Here is a 26,344-nt window from a genome sequence, read left to right on the forward strand (position 1 = left end):
CGGCTCAGCCCCGCCCGTGCCGCAGGGCCGGGTGGGCGCCCGCGGCGACCAGGTCGGCGACGGCGGCCTTGGGGTCGCGGCCGGTGACCAGGGACTCGCCGACCAGGACGGCGTCGGCGCCGGCGTTGGCGTACGCGATCAGGTCGTGCGGGCCGCGCACACCGGACTCGGCGATCTTGACGATGCGGTCCGGGATCTCCGGGGCGACGCGCTCGAAGGTGGAGCGGTCGACCTTGAGGGTCTTCAGGTCGCGCGCGTTGACGCCGATGATGCGGGCGCCGGCGTCGACCGCGCGCTCCACCTCGTCCTCGTCGTGCACCTCGACCAGCGGGGTCAGGCCGATGGACTCGGCCCGCTCGATCAGGGAGACCAGGGCCTCCTGCTCCAGCGCGGCGACGATCAGCAGGGCCAGGTCCGCGCCGTAGGCACGGGCCTCCCACAGCTGGTAGGCCGTGACGATGAAGTCCTTGCGCAGGACCGGGATGTCGACCTTGGCGCGCACGGCCTCCAGGTCCGCGAGGGACCCGCCGAACCGGCGCTGCTCGGTCAGTACGGAGATGACGGCGGCGCCGCCCGCCTCGTAGTCGGCGGCGAGGCCGGCCGGGTCGGCGATGGCGGCGAGGGCGCCCTTGGACGGGCTGGAGCGCTTGACCTCGCAGATCACGGTGACGCCGTCGCCGCGCAGTGCGGCGACCCCGTCACGGGCCTGCGGCGCCTTGGCGGCGCGCTCCTTCAGCTCGTCGAGGGAGACCCGCGCCTGCCGCTCTGCGAGGTCGGCGCGGACGCCTTCGATGATCTCGTCGAGCACACTCACGCGAGCGGCCCCCTTCCGGGACTGGGGTGTCGGAACAGCTTCGGCCGTCGTGGATCAGCCACCTCGATGGTATCCGTAGCCGGGCGCTCACCTCGCATCCGGTTGACGTCCGTCCCACTCCCTGGGACTCCTATGGAGCCAGGAACGAGCCGAACGCGAGGTTCCGGACCACGGTGAAGGCCAGCAGAACCGCCCCCAGGCCCCACCACCAGACGGGTGCCACCTCGATCCGCAGGGGCCGCCCGCGGACGGCGCGTACCAGCCAGACGGCCATCAGCACGGCGAAGGCCGCGTACCCGACGACGGCCAGGGCGTTGGCGCCCAGGGCGGCGGCGAGGTCCCCGTGGGCGACCGCGTGGGCACTGCGCAGGCCGCCGCAGCCGGGGCAGTAGAGCCCGGTGAACCGCAGCAGCGGGCAGACGGGGTAGTGGCCGGGCTCGTTGGGGTCGACCGTACCGACGTACGCGAAGGCCGCCACGACGCCCGCGAGCGTGCCCAGGGGCGCCGTCAGCCGCCGGGACAGCGGGGCGGGCCGGGGCGGCCCGGCATGCGGGGGTGCGGGGTGTGCGGGAGTAGGCATGGCGTCCACCCGGTGATTGTCGCCAAGTACGCGCGAAGGCGCAGCCCGGCGCAGCCGGACCGCGCCTTCGCGGGTACGCGTGGGTCAGGCGCGCGCCTGGGCGGCCTGGGTGGCGCGGGCGTGCGCCGCGGCCTCGGCCTGCGACTGCTTGCCCTTGCCGAGGCCCGCGGCCTTCATCGCGAGGCCGACGACACCGCCGATGACGACGACGGCCAGGCCGGCCCAGACGCCGAGCGGGTTGGCCGCGACCATGAAGACCCCGGAGACGCAGAAGCCGATGAAGGCGATGATGACACCGGTCCAGGCGGCCGGGGTGTGTCCGTGGGCGCTGCCCGCCATGAGTTGCTCCTCGATGCTGTTGCGCTGTGGTGAGGTGCCGCCGAGTGCGGACGCTCGCGGCCATTGTCCCGCACGCGCGCGTGCGGGAGTGAGTTGGGGGTCACCCTTCGCGCGTCGGGGCGCGCCCCGGGTCACCCGGGACGCGTACACCACGCGGGTGCGCGCGCACGCGTACGGGTGCTCCTCCCCCGCTACTCCCCGCGGGTCGGGTCCTCGCCGCGGTCCAGGGCCTTCCACAGGTCCTCGGGGCGCTCGGGGTCGACGACGGGGGCGGCCTTGCGGCGCGGGCCGCCGTCGCGCTCGTAGCGACCGGACATCGCGGGCCAGGCCTTGCCGTAGCGCAGGGCGAGCAGCCCGGCGATCAGGATCAGCAGGGCCCCCGCGCCGGCGACGTAGGGCCAGACGGTGTGGCTGAGCCCGGCGACGGTGGCCGCGGTGTCGCCGGTGGTGGTGGCGGCCTTCTCGTCGAGGGCGGCGCTGTCGGAGGCGCCCAGGAAGGCCGCCGCGGCCGCTCCGGCGCCGCTCAGGGCGAGCAGCCCGGAGACGACGAGGCGGCCGGTGCCGCGGACCGCGAAGACGGCCACCAGGGCGGCCAGGCCCACGATGGCGAGCGCGGTGGGCACTCCGGTGACGTTGCCTCCGGTGGCGTCCAGGTCCACGGTGCCGCCGCCGACGGCGGCGGTGCCACGGGCCCAGATCTGGCCGGAGGCGAGGAGCACCACGGTCGCGCCGAGGGCTCCGAGGAGGAGAGCCGAGGCGAGGGTGCGGCGCCCGCCGGAGGGCGACGCCGCGCCGTCCGCGCGGGCGGCTCGGGGCTGGGGTACGGATGCAGCACTCACGTACCCCACTATCCCCTACGCCGCGTTCATCCGTTCAGCCGGTTGGCCGTGTGCACCGCGCGGAGCACCGCGGCGGCCTTGTTGCGGCACTCGGTGTCCTCGGCGACCGGGTCGGAGTCGGCGACGACACCCGCTCCGGCCTGCACGTACGCCGTGCCGCCGCGCAGCAGCGCGGTGCGGATGGCGATGGCGGTGTCGGAGTCGCCCGCGAAGTCGAGGTAGCCGACGCAGCCGCCGTACAGGCCGCGGCGGGAGGGTTCGAGCTCCTCGATGATCTGCATGGCGCGGGGCTTGGGGGCGCCGGACAGGGTGCCCGCGGGGAAGCAGGCGGTGAGCACGTCGAAGGCGGTGCGGCCCTCGGCGACCCGGCCGGTGACCGTGGAGACGATGTGCATGACGTGCGAGTACCGCTCGACGGACATGAAGTCGACCACCTCGACGGAGCCCGGCTCGCAGACCCGGCCCAGGTCGTTGCGGCCGAGGTCGACGAGCATCAGGTGCTCGGCGCGCTCCTTGGGGTCGGCGAGCAGCTCCTCGGCGAGCGCCTGGTCCTCCTGCGGGGTCGCGCCGCGCGGGCGGGTCCCGGCGATCGGGTGCACCATCGCGTGCCCGTCCTCGACCTTGACCAGGGCCTCCGGGGAGGACCCGACGACGTCGAAGCCGTCGAAGCGCAGGAGGTACATGTACGGCGAGGGGTTGGTGGCCCGCAGCACCCGGTAGACGTCCAGGGCGCTCGCGGCGCAGGGCGTCTCGAACCGCTGCGAGGGCACCACCTGGAAGGCCTCGCCCGCGCGGATGCGCTCCTTGATGTCCTCGACGGCGTCCTGGTAGGCCGGGCCGCCCCACAGCGCGGTGTAGTCGGGCAGCTCGGACTCGGGCAGCGCCACCGGGCTCTGGGCGAGCGGGGTGGAGAGGTCGGCCTCCATGGCGTCGAGCCGGGCGACCGCGTCCGCGTACGCCTCGTCGACGCCGGTGGCGAGGTCGTTGTGGTTGATCGCGTTGGCGATCAGCAGGACCGAGCCGTCCCAGTGGTCGAGGACCGCCAGGTCGGAGGTGAGGAGCATGGTGAGCTCGGGCAGCCGGAGGTCGTCGCCGCCGTGCTCGCCGATGTCCTCCAGGCGGCGCACGATGTCGTAGCCGAGGTAGCCGACCATGCCGCCGGTGAAGGGCGGCATCCCGGAGGACAGGTCGCGGGGGGTGTGCAGGGCCTCGACGGTGGCGCGCAGGGCGGCGAGGGGGTCGCCGTCGACGGGGACGCCGACCGGCGGGGTGCCGAGCCAGTGGGCCTGTCCGTCGCGCACGGTGAGGGTGGCCGCGGAGCGCACCCCGACGAACGAGTAGCGCGACCAGGAGCGGCCGTTCTCCGCGGACTCCAGCAGGAAGGTGCCGGGGCGCTCGGCGGCGAGCTTGCGGTAGAGGCCGACCGGGGTGTCGCCGTCCGCGAGGAGGCGGCGGCTGACGGGGATGACGCGGCGGTCGGCCGCCAGCTTGCGGAAGGTCTCGAGGTCCATGGCGCCCGACCTTACTGGGCGAGCGGGAGGACGTCGGCGTCGAAGCAGGTGCGGTCCCCGGTGTGGCAGGCGGCGCCGACCTGGTCGACCTTGACGAGCACGGTGTCGGCGTCGCAGTCCAGGGCGACGGACTTCACGTGCTGGACGTGGCCCGAGGTGCCGCCCTTGACCCAGTACTCCTGGCGGCTGCGCGACCAGTAGGTGCAGCGGCCCGTGGTGAGGGTGCGGTGCAGCGCCTCGTCGTCCATCCACCCCAGCATCAGGACCTCGCCGGTGTCGTACTGCTGGGCGATGGCGGGGACGAGGCCGTCGGGGCCGCGCTTGAGGCGGGCCGCGAGGGCCGGGTCGAGGTTGCTGGCGGGCGCGCCGGTCTCGCTGGTCATGGGGCCATTGTGCCGCCACCGCGCGCGTGGGCGGGCGGTGCGTCCACTGGGCGGACGGCACCCCTCGGTCGTAGGCTGGCCGTCATGTCGACCCATGCCAAGCGTGAACGACTCCTGCTCGCCGACCTGTTGGAGGCGGCCGGGCCCGACGCACCGACGCTGTGCGAGGGCTGGCTGACCCGTGACCTGGCGGCCCACACGGTGGTGCGCGAACGGCGGCCCGACGCGGCCGCGGGGGCCCTGGTGAACGCGCTCAGCGGCCGCCTCGAACGGGTCCAGGCCGAGTTCGCCGCCAAGCCGTACGAGGAACTGGTCCAGCTGGTGCGCACCGGACCGCCGCGGATGTCCCCCTTCACGATCAAGCAGGTCGACGAGGGCGCGAACACCGTGGAGTTCTACGTGCACTCCGAGGACGTGCGGCGGGCCCAGCCCGGCTGGACGCCGCGCGAGCTGGACCCGGTCTTCCAGGACGCCCTGTGGACCCGGCTGGAGAAGATCGCGCGCGTGGCGGGGCGCAAGTCTCCGGTGGGCCTGGTGCTGCGCCGCCCGGACGGGCAGACGGCGGTGGCCCGGCGCGGGACGCCGGTGGTGACGGTGACCGGTGAGCCGGGCGAGCTGCTGCTGTTCGTCTTCGGCCGCCAGGGCTCGGCGGACGTCCGGGTGGAGGGCGACAAGGACGCGGCGGCCCGGCTGCAGGACGCGAAGCTCGGGATCTGACGCCCCGGCGGGGGGCCAAGCCCTCAGGGGTCCGGAGCCCCCCATGCGGGCCCTGAGCGGGCTCGTGCGGGGCTCCGGCGGCTCCCGAGGGGTCCTTGCCCCGGGTACGGCGCGCGGAGCCGGGAGGCCCCGCGCGCCGCCCCGCGGTTCACCAGCGTACGGGCAGGGTCCGCACGCCCCTGATGAGCATGCCCGGCACCCAGGCGAGGTCCGTGTCGGAGGCGTCGGGGGCCAGGCCGGGGAAGCGGTCGAGCAGCGCGCGCAGCGCGATGCGGGCCTCCAGGCGGGCCAGCGGGGCGCCCAGGCAGTAGTGCAGGCCGTGGCCGAAGGCGATGTGGCCGCGGGCGTCGCGCCGGATGTCGAAGCGGTGCGGGTCGGCGAAGCGGGCCGGGTCGCGGTCGGCGTCGGCCATGGTGATCAGGACGGTGGAGCCGGCCGGGATCACCGTGCCGTCGTAGTCCACGTCCTCCAGGGCCAGGCGCTGGGTGCAGGTCTCCACCGGCCCGTCGTAGCGCAGCATCTCCTCGATCGCCCCGTCGAGCAGTCCGTCGGGGTCCGCGCGCAGGTCGGCCAGCTGGTCGGGGTGGGCGAACAGCGCGCGCAGGCCGTTGCCGAGCAGGTTGACCGTGGTCTCGTGCCCGGCGATCAGGATCAGTACGCACATGCCGATCAGCTCGTCGGGCGAGAGGCGGTCGCCGCCCTCGTCGACGGCGTGGATCATGGCGCTGAGCAGGTCCTCGCCGGGCGCGGCCCGCTTGGCCCCGATCAGCTCGACCAGGTAGCCCACCATCGCCTGGTAGGCGCGCGCCTCGGCCTCCTCGCTGGTGCGCGCCACGACCTCGTTGGACCAGCCGCGGAAGGCGTCGCGGTCCATGTCGGGCACGCCGAGGAGCTCGCAGATGACGGTCATCGGCAGCGGGAAGGCGAACGCGTCGACCAGGTCGGCCCGGCGGCCCTCGGTGGCCGCCAGGGCGTCGAGCAGCGCGTCGGTGATCTCCCGCACCCGCGGGGCGAGCGCCTCGATGCGGCGCGGGGTGAACTCGCGGGCCACCAGCCTGCGCAGCCGGGTGTGGTGCGGCGGGTCGGCCATCAGCATGTGGGCGAGCGCGGCATCGTTGTCGCCGCTGTTGATGATCTGCCCGATGTCGCCCTGGCGCAGCCAGTCGCGGCTCAGCCGGGGGTCGGTGAAGGCGGTGCGACAGGCGTCGTGGCCGACGATCAGCCAGAGTTCGTCGCCGTCCGGGGTGCGGACGTGGTGGGCGGGGCCCTGTTCGCGGAGCTTGGCGTAGACGGGGTACGGGTCGCGGACGAAGTCCGGGCTGAGTTCCAGCAGGTCAACGATGTCGGTGTGCCGAGACGGCATGTGTTCCCCCTGTTCGAACGTGTCACGGCACGCTAACCCGCCGTGACACACCACACGCAGCGCTTTTCGGCCACTTGTTCGTTTCACCGACATGCCGTGCGGGCGGTCGTGCCCGGACGCGCGACAGCGCCCGGACCGCGGGGGCCCGGGCGCTGTCGCGGGGTGTCAGCGGACCGGGTGGCCCGCCTCCCGCAGCGTCTGCTTGACGTCGCCGATCCGCAGGTCGCCGAAGTGGAACACCGAGGCGGCCAGGACCGCGTCCGCGCCCGCCGCCACGGCCGGCGGGAAGTCCGCGAGGCGTCCCGCGCCGCCGCTGGCGATGACCGGCACGGTCACGTGCTTGCGGACGGCCGCGATCATCTCGGTGTCGTAGCCGTCCTTGGTGCCGTCGGCGTCCATGGAGTTGAGCAGGATCTCCCCGGCGCCCAGCTCGGCGGCCCGGTGGGCCCACTCGACGGCGTCGATGCCGGTGCCGGTGCGGCCGCCGTGCGTGGTGACCTCGAACGAGCCGGTGGCGGTACGCCGGGCGTCCACCGAGAGCACGAGCACCTGGCGGCCGAACCGCTCGGCGATCTCCTGGATCAGCTCGGGGCGGGCGATCGCCGCGGTGTTGACGCCAACCTTGTCGGCGCCCGCGCGCAGCAGCCGGTCCACGTCGTCGGCGGAGCGCACGCCGCCGCCGACGGTGAGCGGGATGAAGACCTGCTCGGCGGTGCGGCGCACCACGTCGTAGGTCGTCTCGCGGTTGCCCGAGGAGGCGGTGATGTCCAGGAAGGTCAGCTCGTCGGCGCCCTCGGCGTCGTACAGCTTGGCCATCTCCACGGGGTCGCCCGCGTCCCGCAGGTTCTGGAAGTTGACGCCCTTGACGACCCGGCCGTTGTCGACGTCCAGGCACGGGATCACGCGTACGGCCAGGGTCATGACGCCCCCCGGTACGCCTCGACCTCGACCTCGACGATCAGCCGGGGGTCGACGAAGCCGGAGACGATGATCATCGAGGCCGCCGGGCGGACGGCGTCGAACAGCTCCTTGTGGGCGCGGCCCACCTCCTCCACGTCGCGCGCGTGGGTGAGGTACATCCGGGTGCGCACCACGTCGGCGGCGCCCAGGCCGAGCTGTCCGAGCGCGTCCAGGGCCACCTTGAAGGAGTTCACGGCCTGGTCGTAGGGCCCGCCGTCGGCGATCTCGCCGTCGACCACGGAGGTGCAGCCGGACACCAGCACGGTGCCGTTGGGGAGCTCCACCGCGCGCGAGTAGCCGAACTGCTCCTCCCAGGGGGCCCCGGTGGTCACGCGGCGGGCGCTCATGACGCCACCGCCGCGAGCGCCTCTTCCAGGGTGAACGCCTTGGCGTACAGCGCCTTGCCGACGATCGCGCCCTCCACGCCCTGCGGGACGAGCCCGGCCAGCGCGCGCAGGTCGTCCAGCGAGGAGACGCCGCCGGAGGCCACCACGGGCTTGTCGGTGGCCTCGCAGACGTTCGCCAGGAGCTCCAGGTTGGGGCCGGTGAGCGTGCCGTCCTTGCCGATGTCGGTGACCACGTAGCGGGCGCAGCCCTCGGAGTCCAGGCGGGCCAGCGTCTCGTACAGGTCACCGCCCTCGCTGGTCCAGCCGCGGCCCTTGAGGGTGGTGCCGCGCACGTCCAGGCCGACGGCGATCCGGTCGCCGTGCTCGGCGATGACCTTGGCGACCCACTCGGGGGTCTCCAGGGCGGCGGTGCCCAGGTTGACCCGGGTGCAGCCGGTGGCGAGCGCGGCGGCCAGCGTGGCGTCGTCGCGGATGCCGCCGGACAGTTCGACCCTGATGTCCATGGCGCCGGTGATCTCGGCGACCAGCGCGCGGTTGTCACCGGTGCCGAAGGCGGCGTCCAGGTCGACCAGGTGCAGCCACTCGGCGCCGGCGGACTGCCAGGCGAGGGCGGCCTGCAGCGGCGAGCCGTAGGAGGTCTCGCTGCCGGACTCGCCGTGCACCAGGCGCACGGCCTGGCCGTCGCGGACGTCCACGGCGGGGAGGAGTTCAAGTGTGCTGACGGCCATCAGAGGGTGCCCATCCAGTTGGTGAGGAGCTGTGCGCCGGCGTCGCCCGACTTCTCGGGGTGGAACTGCGTGGCCCACAGGGCGCCGTTCTCCACCGCGGCCACGAAGGGCTCTCCGTGGGTGGTCCAGGCGACCTTCGGGGCGGCGATGCGCGGGTTGCCGACCTCCAGCGTCCAGTCGCGCACCGCGTAGGAGTGCACGAAGTAGAAGCGGGCGTCGGCGTCGAGGCCGGCGAACTGGGCCGAGCCCTCGGGCGCGGCCACCGTGTTCCACCCCATGTGCGGGACGACGGGGGCCTTCAGCGGCTCGACCGTGCCGGGCCACTCGTCCAGGCCCTCGCTCTCCACGCCGTGCTCGATGCCGCGCTCGAAGAGGATCTGCATGCCGACGCAGATGCCCATGACCGGGCGCCCGCCGGCGAGCCGGCGTCCGACGATCCAGTCGCCGCGGGCCTCGCGCAGTCCGCGCATGCAGGCCGAGAAGGCGCCCACGCCGGGCACCAGGAGGCCGTCGGCGTTCATCGCGGTGTCGTAGTCGCGGGTGATCTCGACGTCGGCGCCCGCGCGCGCGAGCGCGCGTTCGGCCGAGCGGACGTTGCCGAAGCCGTAGTCGAAGACGACGACCTTCTTGGCCGTCATGACCACACGTCCAGCCGCATGATCCCGGCGACCAGGCACATGGCCGAGCCGATGGAGAGCAGCACGATCAGGCTCCGCGACTGCTTCTGCTTGACGAAGGAGTAGACGCCGCCGAGGAGGAAGAGCCCGACGACGATCAGGATGGTCGACAGGCTGGTCACAGTGCGCCCTTCGTGGAGGGGAGGATCCCGGCGGCGCGCGGGTCGCGCTCGCTGGCGTAGCGCAGGGCGCGCGCGAGCGCCTTGAACTGGCACTCCACGATGTGGTGCGCGTTGCGGCCGTACGGGACGTGGACGTGCAGGGCGATCTGCGCCTGGGCGACGAAGGACTCCAGGATGTGCCGGGTCATCGTGGTGTCGTACGTGCCGATCATCGGCGCCATGTTCTCGGGCTCGGTGTGCACCAGGTAGGGGCGGCCGGAGAGGTCGACGGTGACCTGGGCGAGCGACTCGTCCAGCGGGACGGTGCAGTTGCCGAAGCGGTAGATGCCGACCTTGTCGCCGAGGGCCTGCTTGAAGGCGGCGCCCAGCGCGAGGGCGGTGTCCTCGATGGTGTGGTGCGTGTCGATGTGCAGGTCGCCGTCGGTCTTGACCGTGAGGTCGAACAGGCCGTGGCGGCCGAGCTGGTCGAGCATGTGGTCGTAGAAGCCGACCCCGGTCGTCACGTCGACCTTGCCGGTGCCGTCGAGGTCGATCTCGACGACGACGGACGTCTCCTTGGTGGTGCGCTCGACCCGTCCTACGCGGCTCATGAGCTCTGCTCCTTCTTCAGTGCGCGAACCGCATCGAGGAACGCGTCGTTCTCTGCGGGCGTGCCGGCGGTGACCCGCAGCCGGCCCGGTACGCCGTTGTCACGGACCAGGACGCCCCGGTCGAGGATCGCCTGCCAGGCGGCCCGGGTGTCCTCGAAGCGGCCGAACTGGACGAAGTTGGCGTCCGACTCGGTGACCTCGTACCCGGCCGCGCGCAGCTCGGTGACCAGGCGGTCCCGCTCGGCCTTGAGCTGCTCGACGTACCCCAGGAGCGTATCGGTGTGCTCCAGGGCGGCCAGCGCGGTGGCCTGGGTGACGGCGGACAGGTGGTAGGGCAGCCGTACGAGCTGCACGGCGTCGACCACCGCGGGGTGCGCCGCCAGGTAGCCCAGGCGCAGCCCGGCCGCGCCGAAGGCCTTGGACATGGTGCGCGAGACCACCAGGTTGGGGCGGCCCTCGATCAGCGGCAGCAGCGAGTCGCGGTGGCTGAACTCCACGTACGCCTCGTCCACCACCACCAGGGACGGCTTCGCGGCCTGGGCGGCCTCGTACAGCGCGAGGACGGTCTCCGCCTCGACGGCGGTGCCCGTGGGGTTGTTGGGCGAGGTGATGAACACGACGTCCGGGCGGTGCTCGGCGATGACCGCCACGGCGGCGGCGGTGTCGATGCGGAAGTCGTCCCGGCGCGGCCCGGAGATCCAGCCGGTGCCGGTGCCGCGGGCGATCAGGGCGTGCATCGAGTACGAGGGCTCGAAGCCGATCGCGGTGCGGCCGGGGCCGCCGAAGGCCTGGAGCAGCTGCTGCAGGACCTCGTTGGAGCCGTTGGCGGCCCAGACGTTCTCCACGGCGACGGGGTGCTTGCCGGTCCGGGTGAGGTACGCGGCCAGGCCGGTGCGCAGCTCGACCGCGTCCCGGTCGGGGTAGCGGTTGAGCCCGCGCGCCGCCTCGGCGACCCGCTCGGCGATCCGGGCCACCAGGGGCTCGGGCAGCGGGTAGGGGTTCTCGTTGGTGTTGAGCTGGACGGGGACGTCAAGCTGCGGGGCGCCGTACGGGGACTTGCCGCGCAGTTCGTCCCGGATGGGGAGGTCGTCGATGCCGAAGGTCACTGTCCGGGCACCTGCCAGTCGAAGCGGGCCTTCAGCGCGGCCCCGTGCGCGGGCAGGTCCTCGGCCTCGGCGAGGGTGACCACGTGGTGGGTGACGTCGGCGAGCGCCTCGCGCGTGTAGTCGACGATGTGGATGCCGCGCAGGAAGGACTGCACGGACAGGCCCGAGGAGTGGCAGGCGCAGCCGCCGGTGGGCAGCACGTGGTTGGAGCCCGCGCAGTAGTCGCCGAGCGAGACCGGGGACCAGGGGCCGACGAAGATCGCGCCCGCGTTGCGCACCCGCTGGGCGACGGCCGCGGCGTCCGCGGTCTGGATCTCCAGGTGCTCCGCGCCGTACGCGTCGACCACCCGCAGGCCCTCGTCGAGCCCGTCGACCAGCACGATCGCGGACTGGCGGCCCGACAGGGCGGGCACGATGCGGTCCTGGACGTGCTTGGAGGCGGCGACCTGGGGGGCCAGCTCCTTCTCGACGGCGTCGGCCAGTGCGGGCGAGTCGGTGACCAGGACGGCCGCGGCCATCGGGTCGTGCTCGGCCTGGCTGATCAGGTCGGCGGCGACGTGCACCGGGTCGGCGGTGGCGTCCGCGAGGACCGCGATCTCGGTGGGGCCGGCCTCGGCGTCGATGCCGATGCGGCCCTTGAGCAGGCGCTTGGCGGCGGCCACGTAGATGTTGCCGGGTCCGGTGACCAGGTTGACGGGCAGGCACTCCCCCGCGCCGTAGGCGAACATCGCGACGGCCTGGGCGCCGCCGGCCGCGTACACCTCGTCGACGCCGAGCAGCGCGCAGGCGGCCAGGATCGTGGGGTGCGGCAGGCCGCCGAACTCCTTCTGGGGCGGGGAGGACACCGCGATGGCCTCGACGCCGGCCTCCTGGGCGGGGACGACGTTCATCACGACGGAGGAGGGGTAGACCGACAGGCCGCCCGGCACGTACAGGCCGACGCGCTCGACGGGGACCCACTTCTCGCTGACCGTGCCGCCCGGCACGACCTGGGTGGTCACGTCGGTGCGGCGCTGCTCGCGGTGGACCACGCGGGCCCGGCGGATGGACTCTTCCAGGGCGGCGCGCACGGCCGGGTCGAGCGCGTCGAGGGCCTTCGCCAGCTCCTGGACGGGCACCCGCAGGTCACGCACGCGTACGCCGTCGAACTTCTCGCCGTAGTCGATCACCGCCGCCGCGCCATGATGCCGTACGTCCTCGCAGATGGGCCGCACCTTCTCCAGGGCGGCTTCCACGTCGAATTCGGCACGGGGCAGCAGGTCGCGCAGCGCGCCACCCTCGGGGAGGGCGTCGCCGCGCAGATCGATTCGAGAGATCACGGGGCCAATTCTCTCAGACGGCCCGAGGGCACCGGACGTCCGTATCACTGGCTGATACACGCCACGGCAGCCTCCGGTTGTCACACCTGACCGATAGCGTTCACGACGTCACACAGCGGGAGGCACCCCGCTGACGACGGGGAACGCGCGGGACCGCACGGGCGCGGGCCCGGGCGGCACGCACGGGGAACAACGGGGAACACAGGGGCGACCGAGGGGGAGCGGCCTTGACCGAACCGCACGACGGCGACCTTCCGAACGACCTGACACCGGCCGAGCTGGGCATGTGGCAGGCGTTCCGGATCGGCGCGACGTACGACCTGACGACCGGGAACCCGCTCCTCGACGACCCCTTCTCGGACCGGCCCTGGCCCGAGGAGCGCAGCGTGCGGGCGCGCGTGGTGGCGCTGCTGCTGCTGGCCGGGCCGCCGGCGCTGGCGGGCCGGGTCTCGGCACTGAAGCTGCGCGGGCTGCGGATCACCGGGACGCTGACGCTGGCGGGCGGGACGATCGGGCCGTACGTGGAGCTGACGGGCTGCCGCTTCGAGCAGGAGGTGGTGCTGCCGGAGTCGCGGTTCGGGACGCTGCGCCTCGTCGGCTGCGCGATACCCCGGATCGAGGCGGCCCGGCTGCACACCGAGGGCGATCTGCACCTGCCGCGCTGCCGGGTGGCCAGGGGCGTGCGGCTGAGCGACGCGCAGATCGGCACCGACCTGCTGATCAACCAGATCGTGGTCCACCCGGACGTGCGCGGCCGGGCGATCACGGCCGACGGCCTGTCGGTGGCCCAGGACCTCCAGGCGGAGCTGATCGAGACGCACGGCGAGCTGAGCCTGCGCGGGGCGAAGGTGGGCGGCTCGCTGAGCCTGCGGGGCAGCACGCTGCGCGGCACGGAGGAGCGCCGCGCGCTGAACGCCCCGCAGCTGTCGGTGGAGCGCACGCTCTACATGTCGTACGCGTGGGTGAACGACGTCACGGGCAACGCGGGCGCGACGCCGCCGTTCGGCACCCGCTCCGGGCAGGTGCGCGGCACCCGCCGCAAGCCGCTGGAGTGCCACGGCGCGGTGCGCCTCGACGACGGGCGGTTCGGCGACGCGGTGGACCTGCACCTGGCCCGGTTCGTGATGTCCACGGCCCGCCGCGAGGAGCTGTCGCTGCGCCGGATCGTCGTACCGGAGCTGCGCTTCAACGCCGAGCGCCCGCAGGAGGGCACGGTCGTGCTGAACGGCGCGAAGGTGGTGACGCTGATCGACCTGTCGACCAGCTGGCCCGGCCCCGGCGGCCTGAAGATGGGCGGCTTCGCCTACGACAACCTGGTGCCGTACGGGCACTTCCCGCTGTCGCGCCGGCTGGAGTGGGTGGACGCGGCGACCCCGGAGTACGCGCCGGAGCCGTACGAGCGCCTGGCGGCGGTGCTGCGGGCCAGCGGGGAGGACGCGGACGCGCGCGAGGTGCTGCTCGCCAAGCAGCGGCGGCGGCGCGAGACGCTCCCGCTGGCCGGGAAGCTGTGGGGCTACCTCCAGGACTGGACGGTGGCGTACGGCTACCGGCCGGGCCGGGCGCTGTGGTGGATGGCGGTCCTGTGGGCGGCGGGCGCGCTGGCGTTCTCCCGCCACGTCCCCGCGCCGCTCAAGCCGGACGAGCACCCCGACTGGAACGCGACGCTGTACGCGCTGGACCTGCTGCTGCCGGTGATCAACCTCGGGCAGGACGGCTACTGGCGGCTCCAGGGCGGCTGGCAGTGGCTGTCGACCGTACTGATCGTGCTCGGCTGGATCCTCGCCACAACCGTCGCAGCCGGTGCCTCCCGTCTCCTCAGCCGCGGCTGACACACCCTCATCAGGTTTCTTTACGGGGTCTTGGCTTTCCCGGGGACAACCTTCACGCCGCTACCAAAGCTTCACAGCCAGCCACTGGCGCCGCTCCCACCTGCGGTTTTGAATGGTCGGCACCATGTCATTGCTCCGCGCCCTGCTCAGCACCGCACGCATGGTCCGGCACGCGCCGCGGCTCGCCGACGGCCTGCCGCCGGACGACGCGGTGCTCCTCGACGCGCCGGACGACCGCCTCGGGCCGGCCCTGGTGGCGGCCGCCGTGGGCGACCACGACCCGGCCGCCAAACTGCTCGCCACGACCCGGGACGCGGCCGACTGGGAGAACCGCGACCGCTACGTGGCCCGGCTCGCCGGATTCGCCCACAGCCGCGGCGACTGGCTGGCCGGCTGGCTCGCCTCCGCCCCGGGCGACCCCGACGCCCTGCTGGTGCGCGCCGAGCTCGCCGTGCGCCGGGCCTGGGAGTCGCCCGCCCGCGCCGAGCGGCTGCGCGAGGTGCGCCCCCTGGTGGACGCGGCGGTCGAGGCGGGGCCCGGCGACCCGGTGCCCTGGCGGCTCGCCCTGGACCACGCGCGCGGCACCCGGGCCCCCCACACGGCGTTCGAGGGCCTCTGGGAGCAGGCCGTGCGACGCTCCCCGCACCACTACGGCTGCCACGTCTCCGCCCTGAAGTACCTCTCCGCCCAGTGGTACGGCTCGCACCGCGAGTGCTTCGACTTCGCCGAGCAGGCCGCCCAGGACGCGCTGCCCGGCTCGCTGGTCAAGGCCCTCCCGGCGCGCGCCGCCTACGCCCAGCTCAGCAGCGGCGACCCGGTGGCCGTGCGCGGCGAGCGGATCGACGCGGCGGCGGACCTGGCGGCCGCGCTCTGCGCCGGGTACCCGCCGGGCGACCCCTGGCCGGCCGAGCTGCGCAACCTGCTGGCGTACGTGCTGGTCGGGCGGGCGCGATGGGCCCCGGCGCTGGAGCAGTTCCGGCTGACCGGACCGTACGCGACGTCGTTCCCGTGGGGCGCGGGCGGCGCGGATCCGCTCGGCGGCTTCCTGGCCGCGCGCGATTCGGCGCGCCGCGAACTGGCGGCCGTGACGCCTTTGCGGTCGAGGGCCGGTCGCGGGGGTGGCGGCGGCCATTACGCTTGACCGCTGTGACCACCGCACACCTCCCTCTGTTCCCGCTGAACGCGGTCCTGTTCCCGGGCCTCGTGCTGCCGCTGAACGTCTTCGAGGAGCGTTATCGCGCCATGATGCGCGAGCTGCTCAAGACCGACGAGGACGAACCGCGCCGCTTCGCCGTCGTCGCCATCCGCGACGGCCGCGAGGTCGCCGCCACGGCACCCGGGATGCCCGACCGCACGGCGCTGCCCGACAAGGGCCCGGCGGCCGGCTTCGGCCCCGACCCGATCCAGGCCTTCCACCGGGTGGGCTGCGTCGCCGACGCCGCCTCCGTCCGGGAGCGCTCCGACGGCAGCTTCGAGGTGATGGTGACCGGCACCACCCGGGTGAAGCTGCTGTCCGTGGACGCGAGCGGCCCCTTCCTGACCGCCGAGCTCGAGGAGCTGGACGAGCGGGAGGGCGACGGCGCGGGGGCGCTCGCCGAGGGCGTGCTGCGCGCGTTCCGCTCGTACCAGAAGCGCCTGGCCGGAGCACGCGAGCGGACCCTGACCACCGGCGCGGAGCTGCCCGACGACCCGTCCGTGGTGTCCTACCTGGTCGCCGCGGCCGCCGTGCTCGACATCCCGTCCAAGCAACGGCTGCTCCAGGCACCGGACACCGCGACCCGGCTGCGCGAGGAACTGACCCTGCTGCGGGCCGAGACGGCGGTGCTGCGGCACCTGCCCTCGCTGCCCGCCGTGGACCTCACCCGCACGCCGACCAGCCCCAACTAGCTCGTGTCCGCAATGTCCTAGGAGCCCCGGTGGCCAAGAAGCAGAAGAAGCAGTCGGGCGGCACCCCGGCGACCGTGGCGCTGGCGGGCGCGGGCGTGGAGCACGCCGTGCACGCCTACGAGCACGACCCGGCCGCGCCGTCCTACGGCGAGGAGGCCGCCGAGGCCCTCGGCGTCTCCCCCGACCGGGTCTTCAAGACGCTGGTGGCCGACGTGGACGGCGAGCTGACCGTCGCGGTGGTCCCGGTGGCCGGGCAGCTCGACCTGAAGGCGCTGGCCTCGGCGGTCGGCGGCAAGCGGGCCGCGATGGCCGACCCGGTGCTCGCCGAGCGCACCACCGGGTACGTCCGGGGCGGGATCTCCCCGCTGGGCCAGCGCAAGCGGCTGCGCACGGTGCTGGACGCCTCGGCGTCCGGGCACCCCACGATCTGCGTCTCGGCGGGCCGCCGGGGCCTGGAGGTCGAGCTGGCGCCCGCGGACCTGGCGGCGCTCACCTCCGCCGTGGTGGCCCCGATCGGGCGCGTCTGACCCCTTCACGCGGCCGCTCGTCTCGGTTACGTACGTACGGGGAACACCCGTGCGTCGAACCGGGAGGGGCAGCGATGTCCAAACGCACCCGCAAGCGCAAGTGGCGGCTGAAGAAGAACCGCGCCAACCACGGCAGGCGGCCCGCCTAGGACCTGTCCGGTCGATCATGCTGGCATCGGTGCCGGGTGGCTTCTGGTCCTGGTGAGCGGTGGCTGGTGCGTGCGATCGCAAGGCGGAGGAGGGAGGCGGTGGGGTCTCCCCTGCTCGAGCGAAGCCGAGAGCTTGGGGAAGGAGCGTTGTCGACCGACGACAACGCCGCGAGCGTGCGTGCCAGGCGCCGCGGCCCAGGCGTGATCGACCGGACAGGTCCTAGCGTGACCTCAGGACCCGGACTGGTGCGGGGCCGGCGGCGGAAGGTACGGCGCGTCCCACACCGGCTCCGGGTCCCTGGGCCCGAACAGCGCGGTCAGGCCCAGGTGCACCACCATGGCGGCCACCGGCCAGGCGAGCAGCGCCCCCTTGGCGTTCAGGTCGAGGGGCGCGTCGAAGGTCACGCCCTGGCCGACGGAGACCGCGTGCGCGGCCACGTCGTGGGTCGGGCCGAGCCAGGTGCCCAGGCCCCAGCCGAGCATCGAGCCGAGCAGCCCGCCCAGCGCCAGGGCCACCACCAGCGGCACCCCGCCCGCGCGGCGCAGCAGGAACACCACGCCCGCGCTCACCGCGCCGAAGCCAAGCGCCAGGAGCGCGAACACGCCGTCGGCGCCGATCGCCTCCTCGCCCTCGGTGTCCTTGAGGAAGACCGCCCGGGCGTCCGAGACCAGCGGCACGCGCGGCGCCAGCCACAGCCAGAGCAGGCCCAGCAGGGCCCCGGCCAGGGCCACGAGCACCAGGACCAGCACGGACTGGCGCAGCTCAGCCGCCAGGCCGGGACCGTCCTTCTCACCGGGCGTGCCGGTGTGGGGCAGGGCCCAGGGGTTGTCGTGCGGCGAGGGCTGGTGCGGCGGCGTCAGGGGTGCGGTCACCCCGCCATCGTGCCAGGCGTGCGGAGCGGCCGCCTCACCGGACCGCCGCCCGCCGGTACGCCCAGGTCGCCACGGCCAGCGAGACCACGCCGACGGCCCCGCAGACGGCGAGGTCGAGGGCGACGACGGCCCAGTCCGGGCCGGAGTCGAAGGTGCGGGCCAGCGCCTCCACGCCGTAGGTGGAGGGCAGCAGGTCGCGCGCCCAGGAGATCGGCCCGGGCAGCCGCTCGCCCGGCAGCACGCCGAGCAGCAGCGCGGCCGACATGCCGAGCTGGCCCAGGAGCGTGGCCAGCTCGGGCCGGGGGGCGAGCAGCCCGAGGGCGGCGCCAAGACCGGCGAGCGCGGCACCGCTCAGCGGGACGACCGCGACCAGGATCCACAGGTGGGTCAGCGGCAGCTGGAAGAGCAGGGACCCGGTGACGGCGGTGACGACGGTGCCGGGCACGGTGAAGGAGGCGTACGCGCCCGCCGCGCCGAGCACCACGGCCGCGGGCGGCACCGGCAGGGTGGCGTAGTGGTCGAGGCCGCCGCTGGCGCGCAGCTGGCCGAAGTACTGGGCGAGCAGGTTCAGCGCGACGAAGGCCACCACGAGCACCGAGGAGCCCGCGACGACGGCCCGCGCCTCGGCGCCGCCGTCCACCACCCCGCGCATCAGGACCATGATCCCGACGGACTGGAAGGTCGCCACGAACAGCAGCGGGATGCGGGCCACCCGGGCGCGCGAGAGCTGGGCCCGGTAGACCGCGGCGAGCGCGGGCAGCAGCCGGGCCGCCGGGGCGAGCGGCGCCTCCTGCGCCCCGGCCCGACCGGTACGGCTCCCGGTCCCGGTCACCGCCTCCGCGGGTACCACGCTCACGCCTTCACCAACCCCTTCTCCGTGCTCCCCCCGAGTGCCAGGTAGACGTCCTCCAGGCTGGGCGTCGCCAGCGTGAAGTCGTCCAGGGCCGCGAACGCCGCGCCGCCCGTGACGGCCGCGACCGCGGCCCGCGCCTCGTCCGGGGCCAGCCGCAGCACCCAGCGGCGCCCCGACTCCTGGGCCGAGCCGCGCAGCGCGGCGACCTCGGGCACCTCCAGGGGCGCCCGCTCCCGCCAGACCAGCTCCACCCGGACCTCCCCGGCGACCCGGTCCTTCAGACCGGCCGGGGTGTCGCAGGCGATGACCTTGCCGCGGTCCAGGACCGCGACCCGGTCCAGGACGGTCTCGGCCTCGATGACGTTGTGGGTGACCAGCAGCACGGTCGCGCCGTGCTCGGCGCGGCGGCGGTCCACGGCGGCCCAGACGGCACGCCGGGCGACCGGGTCCATGCCGGTGGTCGGCTCGTCCAGGACGAGCACGGGCCGCGTGCCGACCAGGGTCGCGGCGAAGCAGGCGAGCCTGCGCTGGCCGCCGGAGAGCTTCTTCAGGGGGCGCCCGGCCAGCTCGGTCAGGCCCAGCTCGTCCAGCACCGCGTCGCGCTCGGCGCGCGCCTCGCGCAGGCCGAGGCCGCGCAGCCGGCCGGTGGTCTCGGCGGCCAGCGCGACGGTCAGCTCGTCCAGGGCGGTGGACTCCTGGCCCAGGTAGCCGACCAGCCGGGCGGCCCGCTCGGGGTGGCGCACCAGGTCGTGGCCGAGCAGGTGGACGGAGCCGGAGTCGGGGCGCATCAGGCCGGTCAGCTGGCGCACGAGGGTGGACTTGCCGGCGCCGTTGGGGCCGAGCAGGCCGAAGATCTCGCCGCCGCGGACGTCCAGGCTGATCCCGTCGGTCGCCCGGACCTCGGGGCTCGCGGGGGCCCCGCGCCTGCCGCGCGCGGCCGGGTACGTCTTGACCAGGTCCCGCACCACGCACACCGTACTCACGAGGGATGAGCCTACGGGGTCGCCGGGGCTACTCCCCCGCGGGGGCGTGTTCGGCGGCGGCGCGGACGTCGATCTCCCGCCAGAAACCGGCCCGGATGGCATAGCGGTCGTGCTCGTCGATCTGGTCGTCCTTGTGGGCGAGCAGGCCGAACCGGGCGGCGTAGCGCAGCAGCTCGCCGTCGATGCGGTGCGGGATGCGCGGGTACATGGTGGACAGCTTGTGCACGTGGACCTGCTCGGGCAGCCGCTCCATCCAGCGGCGGGCGAAGACCTGGCCGACCTCGAAGGGGTCGCCGCCGACGGTGGTGATGTCCTCCTCCCGGTCGGCCCAGCGCTGCTCGGCGCTGGTGAGCTGGGCGAGGGTGGGCAGCGAGGCGGTCTCGGGCGGCTCGCCGAGGGGCCCGCCGGGGCGCTCGACCCAGCCCTTGTCGGAGGACCAGCGCAGGGTGGCGCCGCCCGGGTGCGCCGGGGGCTGGACGGTGCCGGGGCCGCGCAGGCCCGCCAGGTCCTTGGGGGTGGGCACGCCCTTGGCGGTGGCGGGCGCGGGGACGCCGCCGCGCTCGGCCACGGGCGCGGCGCCGTTCTCCGCGGCGGCCGGGCCCGCGCCCCGTACGGCGGCAGCGGCGGCGGCCGCCTCGGCGGCCCGCTCGGCGGAGGCGGCGAGCGCGGACTCGGGCAGCGGGGCGGAGAGGATGGCGGCGATCTCGGGGCGCGGCGCGGGCGGCGGCGCGCAGATGCCGCCGAACTCCTTGGCGCGGACGGCGCGGGTGATCCAGGTCCGGTCGAGGACCCGGCGCTCGTCGGCCTCGGCGACCAGGTCCTCGGACTGGTTGTAGTCGCCGTCGGCGGCCTGCACGGCCCACAGGTGGACGGCGACGCCGTGCTCCTTGGCGGACATCAGGCCGGGCAGCAGGTCGCCGTCGCCGGTCACCAGGACCACGTCGGAGCAGGCGCGGTTGCGGGCCAGCTCGGTGAGCTCGGCGTGCATGGCGGCGTCCACGCCCTTCTGCGCCCAGCGGCCGTCGCTGCGGGTCAGGGCGCCCAGCCGGACGGTCACCCGGGGCATCACGCGCAGCCTGCGGTGCTCGGGCTGGGGGACGCGGTCGGGGGCGCCGTCGAACCAGTAGATCCGCAGCAGGGGGCGCGCGGTGTCCGCCTCGGCGAGCTCGCGCAGTCCCTGGATGAGGGCGGTGTGGTCGACGGTGATCCGGGAGCGCGCCGGTTCCCCGGCGAGGAGGCTCGCGGCGGCACCGAGCAGGTAGCCGGCGTCCACCAGGACGACGCAGCGGTCCACGTGTTCCACCCTCTTTCGGGAACGGCGGGATCGGGGGGTGCTTCGGGTTGCTTCGAGTCTGCCCGACCGCGCGGGGGTAAACGGCCGGAACTGGATCATCGGCGTGGCGGATCGCGCGTGCACGCCTCCGATGAGTGCCGATTACCCACCGCAATGATCCAAAATGCGGCGGTTCACCCCTTGTGTGACTGTGGTGGCGGCCCTGGCCCCTAGATACCCGCAGGAGGCACCACCATGGCCAAGAACAAGAACCGCAAGCAGGAACGCTCCTCCCAGGCCGAGCGCGGCGCCCAGGACGCGCAGAAGTCCTCGATGGAAGCGCAGTCGCCGGCCCAGTCGATGGCCCAGGGAAGCCCTGCGGATGTCGCCCGTAAGCACCAGCGGCGTTTCGGCCACAACTGAGCCGCGGCCGCCTGAAGCACGCCGAGAGGGGCGCACCCGTGACGACGGGTGCGCCCCTCTCGTGGGTCGCGCGGGGGCCGGCGGGGGTCAGCCGGCCAGGCAGGACGGGCCGAGCAGCACCTTCAGGTCGCCGAACAGGGCCGGGTCGGGCTGCACCCGGTGCCGGTCCAGGCGCAGCACGGTGGTCTTGCGGGGGCCCTGGAGCTTGATCCGCACCTCGGTGTTGCCCTTGTGGTGGCTGAGGATCTCGCCGAGGCGGCTGATCATCGGCGGGGTGACCTTGACGGTGGGGATGGTGACGACCACGGGCGCATTGGTGCCCGCCGAGGACAGGTCGGGGACCTGGAGCTCCATGGCGACCAGCCGGGGCACGTCCTCGCGCTTGTCGAGGCGGCCCTTGACGAAGACGACCGTGTCCTCGACCAGCTGGGTGGAGACGAGCTGGTACGTCGCCGGGAAGAACATGCACTCGATGGAGCCGGCCAGGTCCTCCACCGTGGCGATCGCCCAGGCGTTGCCCTGCTTGGTCATCTTGCGCTGGAGGCCGGAGATGATGCCGCCGATGGTGACGACCGCGCCGTCGCCGTGCTCGCCGCCGGTGAGCTGGGAGATGCCCGCGTCCGTCTTGTCGGACAGGACGTGCTCCAGGCCGAAGAGCGGGTGGTCGGAGACGTACAGTCCGAGCATCTCGCGCTCCTGCGCGAGCAGGTAGGACTTCTCCCACTCCAGGTCGGAGAACTCCACGTCGAGGCCGAAGCCGGGCTCGTCCGAGGCGCCGTCGTCGCCCATGCCGCCGAACAGGTCGAACTGCCCCTCGGCCTCCTTGCGCTTGACCGCCACCACGTTGTCGATCATCGGCTCGTGGTGGGCGACCAGGCCCTTGCGGGTGTGGCCCATCTCGTCGAAGGCGCCGGCCTTGATCAGCGACTCGACGGTCCGCTTGTTGCAGACGACCGCCTCGACCTTGTCCAGGAAGTCGGGGAAGCTGCTGTACTTCCCCTTCGCCCTGCGGGTCTTGATGATCGACTCGACCACGTTCTGCCCGACGTTGCGCACGGCGGTCAGGCCGAACAGGATCACGTCGTCGCCCTGGGCCGCGAAGTTGGACAGCGACTCGTTCACGTTCGGCGGGAGGACCTTGATGCCCATGCGCCGGCACTCGTTGAGGTAGATCGCGGACTTGTCCTTGTCGTCCTTGACCGAGGTGAGCAGGCCGGCCATGTACTCGGCCGGGTGGTTGGCCTTGAGGTAGGCCGTCCAGTACGAGACCAGTCCGTACGCGGCGGAGTGGGCCTTGTTGAAGGCGTAGCCGGCGAACGGGACCAGCACGTCCCAGAGCGCCTTGATCGCCTCGTCGCTGAAGCCCTTCTTCTTGGCTCCGGCCTCGAAGATCACGAAGTTCTTGGCCAGTTCCTCGGGCTTCTTCTTGCCCATCACGCGGCGCAGGATGTCGGCCTCGCCGAGCGAGTAGCCCGCGATGATCTGGGCGGCCTTCTGCACCTGCTCCTGGTACACGATCAGGCCGTGGGTGACGTCCAGGACCTCCCGCAGCGGCTCTTCGAGCTCCGGGTGGATCGGCGTGATCTCCTGCTGCTTGTTCTTGCGCAGCGCGTAGTTCGTGTGCGAGTTCATGCCCATCGGGCCCGGGCGGTAGAGCGCGGACACGGCGGAGATGTCTTCGAAGTTGTCGGGCTTCATCAGCCGCAGCAGGGAGCGCATGGGCCCGCCGTCGAACTGGAAGACGCCCAGGGTGTCGCCGCGCTGGAGCAGCTCGAAGGTCTTGGGGTCGTCGAGCGGCAGGCTCAGGAGGTCGATGTCGATCCCCTTGTTGGCCTTCACCATCTTGACGGCGTCGTCCATGATCGTGAGGTTGCGCAGGCCGAGGAAGTCCATCTTCAGCAGGCCGAGCGACTCGCAGCTCGGGTAGTCCCACTGCGTGATGGTCACGCCGTCGGTGTGCCGCACCCAGACCGGGACGTGGTCGGTGATGGTCTCGCTGGACATGATCACGCCGGCCGCGTGCACGCCCATCTGCCGCACCAGGCCCTCCACGCCGCGCGCGGTGTCGATGACCTTCTTCACGTCCGGCTCGTTCTCGTACATCCCCCGGATCTCGCCCGCCTCGGAGTAGCGCGGGTGGGCGGGGTCGAGGATGCCGGAGAGCGGGATGCCCTTGCCCAGGACGTCGGCGGGCATGGCCTTGGTGAGCCGGTCGCCCATCGCGTAGGGGTAGCCGAGGACGCGCGCGGAGTCCTTGATCGCGTTCTTGGCCTTGATGGTGCCGTACGTGCCGATCATGGCGACCTTGTCGGCGCCGTACTTCTCCGTCACGTACCTGATCACCTCGACGCGCCTGCGCTCGTCGAAGTCGATGTCGACGTCGGGCATGGAGATGCGCTCGGGGTTGAGGAAGCGCTCGAAGATCAGGCCGTGCGGGATCGGGTCGAGGTCGGTGATGCCCATGGCGTACGCGACGATCGAGCCGGCCGCCGAGCCGCGGCCGGGGCCGACGGCGATGCCCTGGTTCTTGGCCCACATGATGAAGTCGGCGACCACGAGGAAGTAGCCGGGGAAGCCCATCGAGATGATGGTGTCCATCTCGTACTCGACCTGCTTGAGGCGGTCCTCGGGGATGCCGCCGGGGAAGCGGCGCTCCATGCCCCGCATGGTCTCCTCGCGGAACCAGGTGACCTCGGTGTAGCCGTCGGGGATGTCGAACTTCGGCATCAGGTTGCGCTCGACGAACATGCCCTCGGTGTCGATCTGCTCCGCGACCAGCAGGGTGTTGCGGCACCCCTCCTGCCAGGCGTCGGAGGAGTCGATCGCGTACATCTCGTCGGTGGACTTCAGGTAGTAGCCCGTGCCGTCGAAGCGGAACCGGTCCGGGTCGGAGAGGTTCTTGCCGGTCTGGATGCAGAGCAGGGCGTCGTGCGCGCCGGCCTCGTGGGAGTAGGTGTAGTGCGAGTCGTTGGTCACCAGCGGCGGGATGCCGAGCTTCTTGCCGATCTCCAGCAGGCCGTCGCGGACCCGGCGCTCGATCTCGATGCCGTGGTCCATCAGCTCCAGGAAGTACCGGTCCTTGCCGAAGATGTCCTGGTACTCGGACGCGGCCTTGAGGGCCTCGTCGAACTGGCCCAGGCGCAGCCGGGTCTGCAGCTCGCCGGAGGGGCAGCCGGTGGAGGCGATCAGGCCCTCCGACCACTGGGAGATGGTCTCCTTGTCCATCCGGGGCCACTTCGTCAGCCAGCCCTCGGCGTACGCGTCGGAGGACAGCCGGAAGAGGTTGTGCAGGCCCGTCGCGTTCGCCGCCCAGATGGTCTTGTGGGTGTAGCCGCCGGAACCGGAGACGTCGTCCCGCTTCTGGTGCGGCTGGCCCCACTGGACCTTGCGCTTGTTGCGCCGGGACTCCGGCGCCACGTACGCCTCGATGCCGATGATCGGCGTGATCCCGGCCTTCTTCGCGGAGTGGAAGAAGTCGTACGCCCCGTGCAGGTTGCCGTGGTCCGACATGGCGATGTGGGTCATGCCCATCTCGTTGCACGCGTCGAACATGTCCTTGAGCCGCGCGGCACCGTCCAGCAGCGAGTACTGGGTGTGGACGTGAAGGTGCGTGAAGGGCGGCTTGGTCACGGCGGGGGCCTCCAACGGGAACGGGCGGCGACGGGCACCGGGCGGTCTGGGGGGACAGCGTGGAAGTCTACGTCTCCTCACTGACAGCCGTCGGGCACTCGCCGGTACGGTCGTGCGTTGGAAGGGGGACGGGACACCCGTCCCATTTGTCACGCACGCCCGCAGCAGGAGGCACCCCGGATGCCGGTACCCGAGCCCACCGCCGAAGAGCGCGGTGAGCAGATACTCGCCGTCTTCGAGACCGCCTTCGGCGAGCTGCTGGCCGCCGACCCGGCGGCCTTCCGCGTGAAGTTCCGCAAGATGGCGGCGTCCGCCTTCGCCTTCTACCGGGGCACGGCGTGCCTGTTCTACGCCGACCTGGACGAGGAGAAGCGCGGCGGGCCTTACCTGGACGAGCGGACCGGCCGGGTCTGGATGCACGGCGACCTGCACGCCGAGAACTTCGGCACGTACATGGACGCCAACGGGCGGCTGATCTTCAACGTCAACGACTTCGACGAGGCGTACGTCGGCCCCTTCACCTGGGACCTCAAGCGGCTGTCCGCCTCGCTCGCCCTGATCGGCTACACCAAGGCGCTCGGCGACGACCAGATCACCGACCTGGTGCGCACCTACGCGACCGCCTACCGCGAGCGCATCCACGCGCTGGCCACCGGCGCCAAGAACGACGAGACGCCGCCCTTCACCCTGGACACCGCCGACGGCCCGCTGCTCGACGCCCTGCGCGACGCCCGCTCGCTGACCCGCTTCGGCCTGCTGGACTCGATGACGGAGATACGCGACTTCGAGCGCCGGTTCGCCTCCGGCGGCGGCGCGGTGGAGCTGGACGCGGCCACCCGCTACAAGGTCCTGGCGGCCTTCGACGGCTACCTGGAGACGCTGCCCGAGTCGAGCCTGGCGCGCCCGGACTCCTACCGGGTCAAGGACGTGGTGGGGCGGCGCGGCATCGGCATAGGCTCGGCGGGCCTGCCCTCGTACAACATCCTGCTGGAGGGCAACAGCGACGCGCTGGAGAACGACGTCGTGATCTACATGAAGCAGGCGCAGACCCCGGCGGTCTCCCGGCACGTCACGGACCCGGAGGTGCGCGGCTACTTCCAGCACGAGGGGCACCGCACGGTGATCTCGCAGCGGGCGCTGCAGGCGCACGCGGACCCGTGGCTGGGCTGGACCGAGCTGGACGGCGCGGGGCAGCTGGTGGCCGAGGTGTCGCCGTACGCGGTGGACCTGGACTGGTCGGACATCGACGACCCGGCGGAGATCGCGGCGACCGTGGCGGACCTGGGCCGGGCGACCGCGACCATGCACGCGGCGGCGGACGACGAGAGCGGGCACTCCCTGGTGCCGTTCTCCACCGAGCGGGCCATCGACGCGGCGATCGCGGCGGACGAGGAGGGCTTCGCCCGGCTGCTGGTGGACTTCGCGCACGCGTACGGGGCCCGTGCGCGCGCCGATCACCAGATCTTCGTGGACCTGTTCCGTAACGGTCGGATTCCAGGTCTGTAGCCCTGTGCCGCAAAGG

General features: G+C 73.1%; 28 protein-coding genes. 8 read left to right on the plus strand and 20 right to left on the minus strand.

Annotated features, from left to right (window positions below):
• Positions 1-4 precede the first annotated feature (4 nt).
• The 6 genes from trpC to hisI form a co-directional block, all read right to left on the minus strand.
• On the minus strand, positions 5-814 hold the full coding sequence (gene trpC / locus ABT160_RS11490; protein WP_351646418.1) for an indole-3-glycerol phosphate synthase TrpC: 810 nt from the start codon (positions 812-814) through the stop codon (positions 5-7).
• Between the two features lie 130 nt (positions 815-944).
• On the minus strand, positions 945-1,394 hold the full coding sequence (locus ABT160_RS11495) for a DUF2752 domain-containing protein (RefSeq protein ID WP_351646419.1): 450 nt from the start codon (positions 1,392-1,394) through the stop codon (positions 945-947).
• A gap of 84 nt (positions 1,395-1,478) precedes the next feature.
• On the minus strand, positions 1,479-1,733 hold the full coding sequence (locus ABT160_RS11500) for an HGxxPAAW family protein (protein ID WP_351646420.1): 255 nt from the start codon (positions 1,731-1,733) through the stop codon (positions 1,479-1,481).
• 191 nt (positions 1,734-1,924) lie between these two features.
• A complete protein-coding gene (locus ABT160_RS11505) occupies positions 1,925-2,581 on the minus strand; it encodes a TIGR02234 family membrane protein (protein ID WP_351646422.1) in 657 nt (218 codons plus the stop codon).
• A 17-nt stretch (positions 2,582-2,598) separates the two neighbouring features.
• A complete protein-coding gene (locus tag ABT160_RS11510; RefSeq protein WP_351646423.1) occupies positions 2,599-4,083 on the minus strand; it encodes an anthranilate synthase component I in 1,485 nt (494 codons plus the stop codon).
• An 11-nt stretch (positions 4,084-4,094) separates the two neighbouring features.
• The gene (gene hisI / locus ABT160_RS11515) at positions 4,095-4,466 is read right to left on the minus strand and encodes a phosphoribosyl-AMP cyclohydrolase (protein WP_351646424.1); all 372 of its coding nucleotides are present in this window, start codon (positions 4,464-4,466) and stop codon (positions 4,095-4,097) included.
• A gap of 84 nt (positions 4,467-4,550) precedes the next feature.
• Between hisI and ABT160_RS11520 the strand changes: the two genes are divergently transcribed.
• Complete coding sequence (locus ABT160_RS11520; protein WP_351646426.1) at positions 4,551-5,183, plus strand: TIGR03085 family metal-binding protein; 633 nt, start codon at positions 4,551-4,553, stop codon at positions 5,181-5,183.
• 148 nt (positions 5,184-5,331) lie between these two features.
• Here ABT160_RS11520 and ABT160_RS11525 read toward each other — a convergent pair whose 3' ends face one another.
• From ABT160_RS11525 to hisD, 9 genes are all read right to left on the minus strand, one after another.
• Positions 5,332-6,546: a cytochrome P450 family protein gene (locus ABT160_RS11525; RefSeq protein ID WP_351646428.1), complete on the minus strand. Its 1,215-nt coding sequence runs from the start codon at positions 6,544-6,546 to the stop codon at positions 5,332-5,334.
• A 165-nt stretch (positions 6,547-6,711) separates the two neighbouring features.
• Positions 6,712-7,467: an imidazole glycerol phosphate synthase subunit HisF gene (gene hisF / locus ABT160_RS11530; protein WP_351646430.1), complete on the minus strand. Its 756-nt coding sequence runs from the start codon at positions 7,465-7,467 to the stop codon at positions 6,712-6,714.
• Positions 7,464-7,853, minus strand: coding sequence for a RidA family protein (locus ABT160_RS11535; RefSeq protein WP_351646431.1), 390 nt, complete (start codon positions 7,851-7,853; stop codon positions 7,464-7,466). Before ABT160_RS11535 ends, hisF begins: the two co-directional genes overlap by 4 nt.
• Positions 7,850-8,581: a bifunctional 1-(5-phosphoribosyl)-5-((5-phosphoribosylamino)methylideneamino)imidazole-4-carboxamide isomerase/phosphoribosylanthranilate isomerase PriA gene (priA, locus tag ABT160_RS11540; protein ID WP_351646433.1), complete on the minus strand. Its 732-nt coding sequence runs from the start codon at positions 8,579-8,581 to the stop codon at positions 7,850-7,852. The genes ABT160_RS11535 and priA overlap by 4 nt, the downstream gene beginning before the upstream one ends.
• Entirely contained in the window at positions 8,581-9,219 is a 639-nt protein-coding gene (gene hisH / locus ABT160_RS11545; RefSeq protein ID WP_351646435.1) for an imidazole glycerol phosphate synthase subunit HisH, read from the minus strand. The genes priA and hisH overlap by 1 nt, the downstream gene beginning before the upstream one ends.
• Positions 9,216-9,380: a CG2302 family histidine operon protein gene (locus ABT160_RS11550; RefSeq protein WP_351646436.1), complete on the minus strand. Its 165-nt coding sequence runs from the start codon at positions 9,378-9,380 to the stop codon at positions 9,216-9,218. The genes hisH and ABT160_RS11550 overlap by 4 nt, the downstream gene beginning before the upstream one ends.
• A complete protein-coding gene (gene hisB / locus ABT160_RS11555) occupies positions 9,377-9,970 on the minus strand; it encodes an imidazoleglycerol-phosphate dehydratase HisB (protein ID WP_351646438.1) in 594 nt (197 codons plus the stop codon). Before hisB ends, ABT160_RS11550 begins: the two co-directional genes overlap by 4 nt.
• Complete coding sequence (locus tag ABT160_RS11560) at positions 9,967-11,076, minus strand: histidinol-phosphate transaminase (protein ID WP_351646440.1); 1,110 nt, start codon at positions 11,074-11,076, stop codon at positions 9,967-9,969. Before ABT160_RS11560 ends, hisB begins: the two co-directional genes overlap by 4 nt.
• Positions 11,073-12,395 (minus strand): histidinol dehydrogenase, encoded by a 1,323-nt coding sequence (gene hisD, locus ABT160_RS11565; RefSeq protein WP_351646442.1) that lies wholly within the window; start codon positions 12,393-12,395, stop codon positions 11,073-11,075. The genes ABT160_RS11560 and hisD overlap by 4 nt, the downstream gene beginning before the upstream one ends.
• A gap of 227 nt (positions 12,396-12,622) precedes the next feature.
• Between hisD and ABT160_RS11570 the strand changes: the two genes are divergently transcribed.
• The 5 genes from ABT160_RS11570 (at position 12,623) to ABT160_RS47135 (ending at position 16,787) form a co-directional block, all read left to right on the plus strand.
• Positions 12,623-14,224 (plus strand): oxidoreductase, encoded by a 1,602-nt coding sequence (locus ABT160_RS11570; RefSeq protein ID WP_351646443.1) that lies wholly within the window; start codon positions 12,623-12,625, stop codon positions 14,222-14,224.
• Between the two features lie 112 nt (positions 14,225-14,336).
• On the plus strand, positions 14,337-15,365 hold the full coding sequence (locus ABT160_RS11575; protein WP_351646445.1) for a hypothetical protein: 1,029 nt from the start codon (positions 14,337-14,339) through the stop codon (positions 15,363-15,365).
• A 5-nt stretch (positions 15,366-15,370) separates the two neighbouring features.
• Positions 15,371-16,111, plus strand: coding sequence for an LON peptidase substrate-binding domain-containing protein (locus tag ABT160_RS11580; RefSeq protein ID WP_351646447.1), 741 nt, complete (start codon positions 15,371-15,373; stop codon positions 16,109-16,111).
• A 29-nt stretch (positions 16,112-16,140) separates the two neighbouring features.
• On the plus strand, positions 16,141-16,638 hold the full coding sequence (gene ybaK / locus ABT160_RS11585; RefSeq protein WP_351646449.1) for a Cys-tRNA(Pro) deacylase: 498 nt from the start codon (positions 16,141-16,143) through the stop codon (positions 16,636-16,638).
• Positions 16,639-16,712: 74 nt separating this feature from the next.
• Positions 16,713-16,787: a 50S ribosomal protein bL37 gene (locus ABT160_RS47135; protein ID WP_420895160.1), complete on the plus strand. Its 75-nt coding sequence runs from the start codon at positions 16,713-16,715 to the stop codon at positions 16,785-16,787.
• A 231-nt stretch (positions 16,788-17,018) separates the two neighbouring features.
• On the opposite strand, the gene ABT160_RS11590 is transcribed toward ABT160_RS47135, so the two are convergent.
• The 4 genes from ABT160_RS11590 to ABT160_RS11605 are packed head-to-tail and all read right to left on the minus strand — an operon-like array spanning position 17,019 to position 20,799.
• Positions 17,019-17,660, minus strand: a complete 642-nt coding sequence (locus tag ABT160_RS11590) for a DUF2567 domain-containing protein (protein ID WP_351646451.1) — start codon at positions 17,658-17,660, stop codon at positions 17,019-17,021.
• Between the two features lie 34 nt (positions 17,661-17,694).
• Entirely contained in the window at positions 17,695-18,516 is an 822-nt protein-coding gene (locus ABT160_RS11595; RefSeq protein ID WP_502984202.1) for an ABC transporter permease, read from the minus strand.
• A complete protein-coding gene (locus tag ABT160_RS11600; RefSeq protein WP_351646516.1) occupies positions 18,513-19,487 on the minus strand; it encodes an ABC transporter ATP-binding protein in 975 nt (324 codons plus the stop codon). Before ABT160_RS11600 ends, ABT160_RS11595 begins: the two co-directional genes overlap by 4 nt.
• A 37-nt stretch (positions 19,488-19,524) precedes the next feature.
• On the minus strand, positions 19,525-20,799 hold the full coding sequence (locus tag ABT160_RS11605; protein WP_351646452.1) for an NYN domain-containing protein: 1,275 nt from the start codon (positions 20,797-20,799) through the stop codon (positions 19,525-19,527).
• Between the two features lie 225 nt (positions 20,800-21,024).
• On the opposite strand from ABT160_RS11605, the gene ABT160_RS11610 reads away from it, so the two are divergent.
• Entirely contained in the window at positions 21,025-21,192 is a 168-nt protein-coding gene (locus tag ABT160_RS11610) for a hypothetical protein (RefSeq protein WP_351646454.1), read from the plus strand.
• Between the two features lie 87 nt (positions 21,193-21,279).
• On the opposite strand, the gene dnaE is transcribed toward ABT160_RS11610, so the two are convergent.
• Positions 21,280-24,822 (minus strand): DNA polymerase III subunit alpha, encoded by a 3,543-nt coding sequence (gene dnaE, locus ABT160_RS11615; RefSeq protein WP_351646456.1) that lies wholly within the window; start codon positions 24,820-24,822, stop codon positions 21,280-21,282.
• A gap of 180 nt (positions 24,823-25,002) precedes the next feature.
• Between dnaE and ABT160_RS11620 the strand changes: the two genes are divergently transcribed.
• Complete coding sequence (locus ABT160_RS11620; RefSeq protein WP_351646458.1) at positions 25,003-26,328, plus strand: DUF2252 domain-containing protein; 1,326 nt, start codon at positions 25,003-25,005, stop codon at positions 26,326-26,328.
• Positions 26,329-26,344: the final 16 nt, after the last annotated feature.

The sequence above is a fragment of the Streptomyces sp. NPDC001941 genome (assembly GCF_040296945.1).
Classification (GTDB): domain Bacteria; phylum Actinomycetota; class Actinomycetes; order Streptomycetales; family Streptomycetaceae; genus Streptomyces.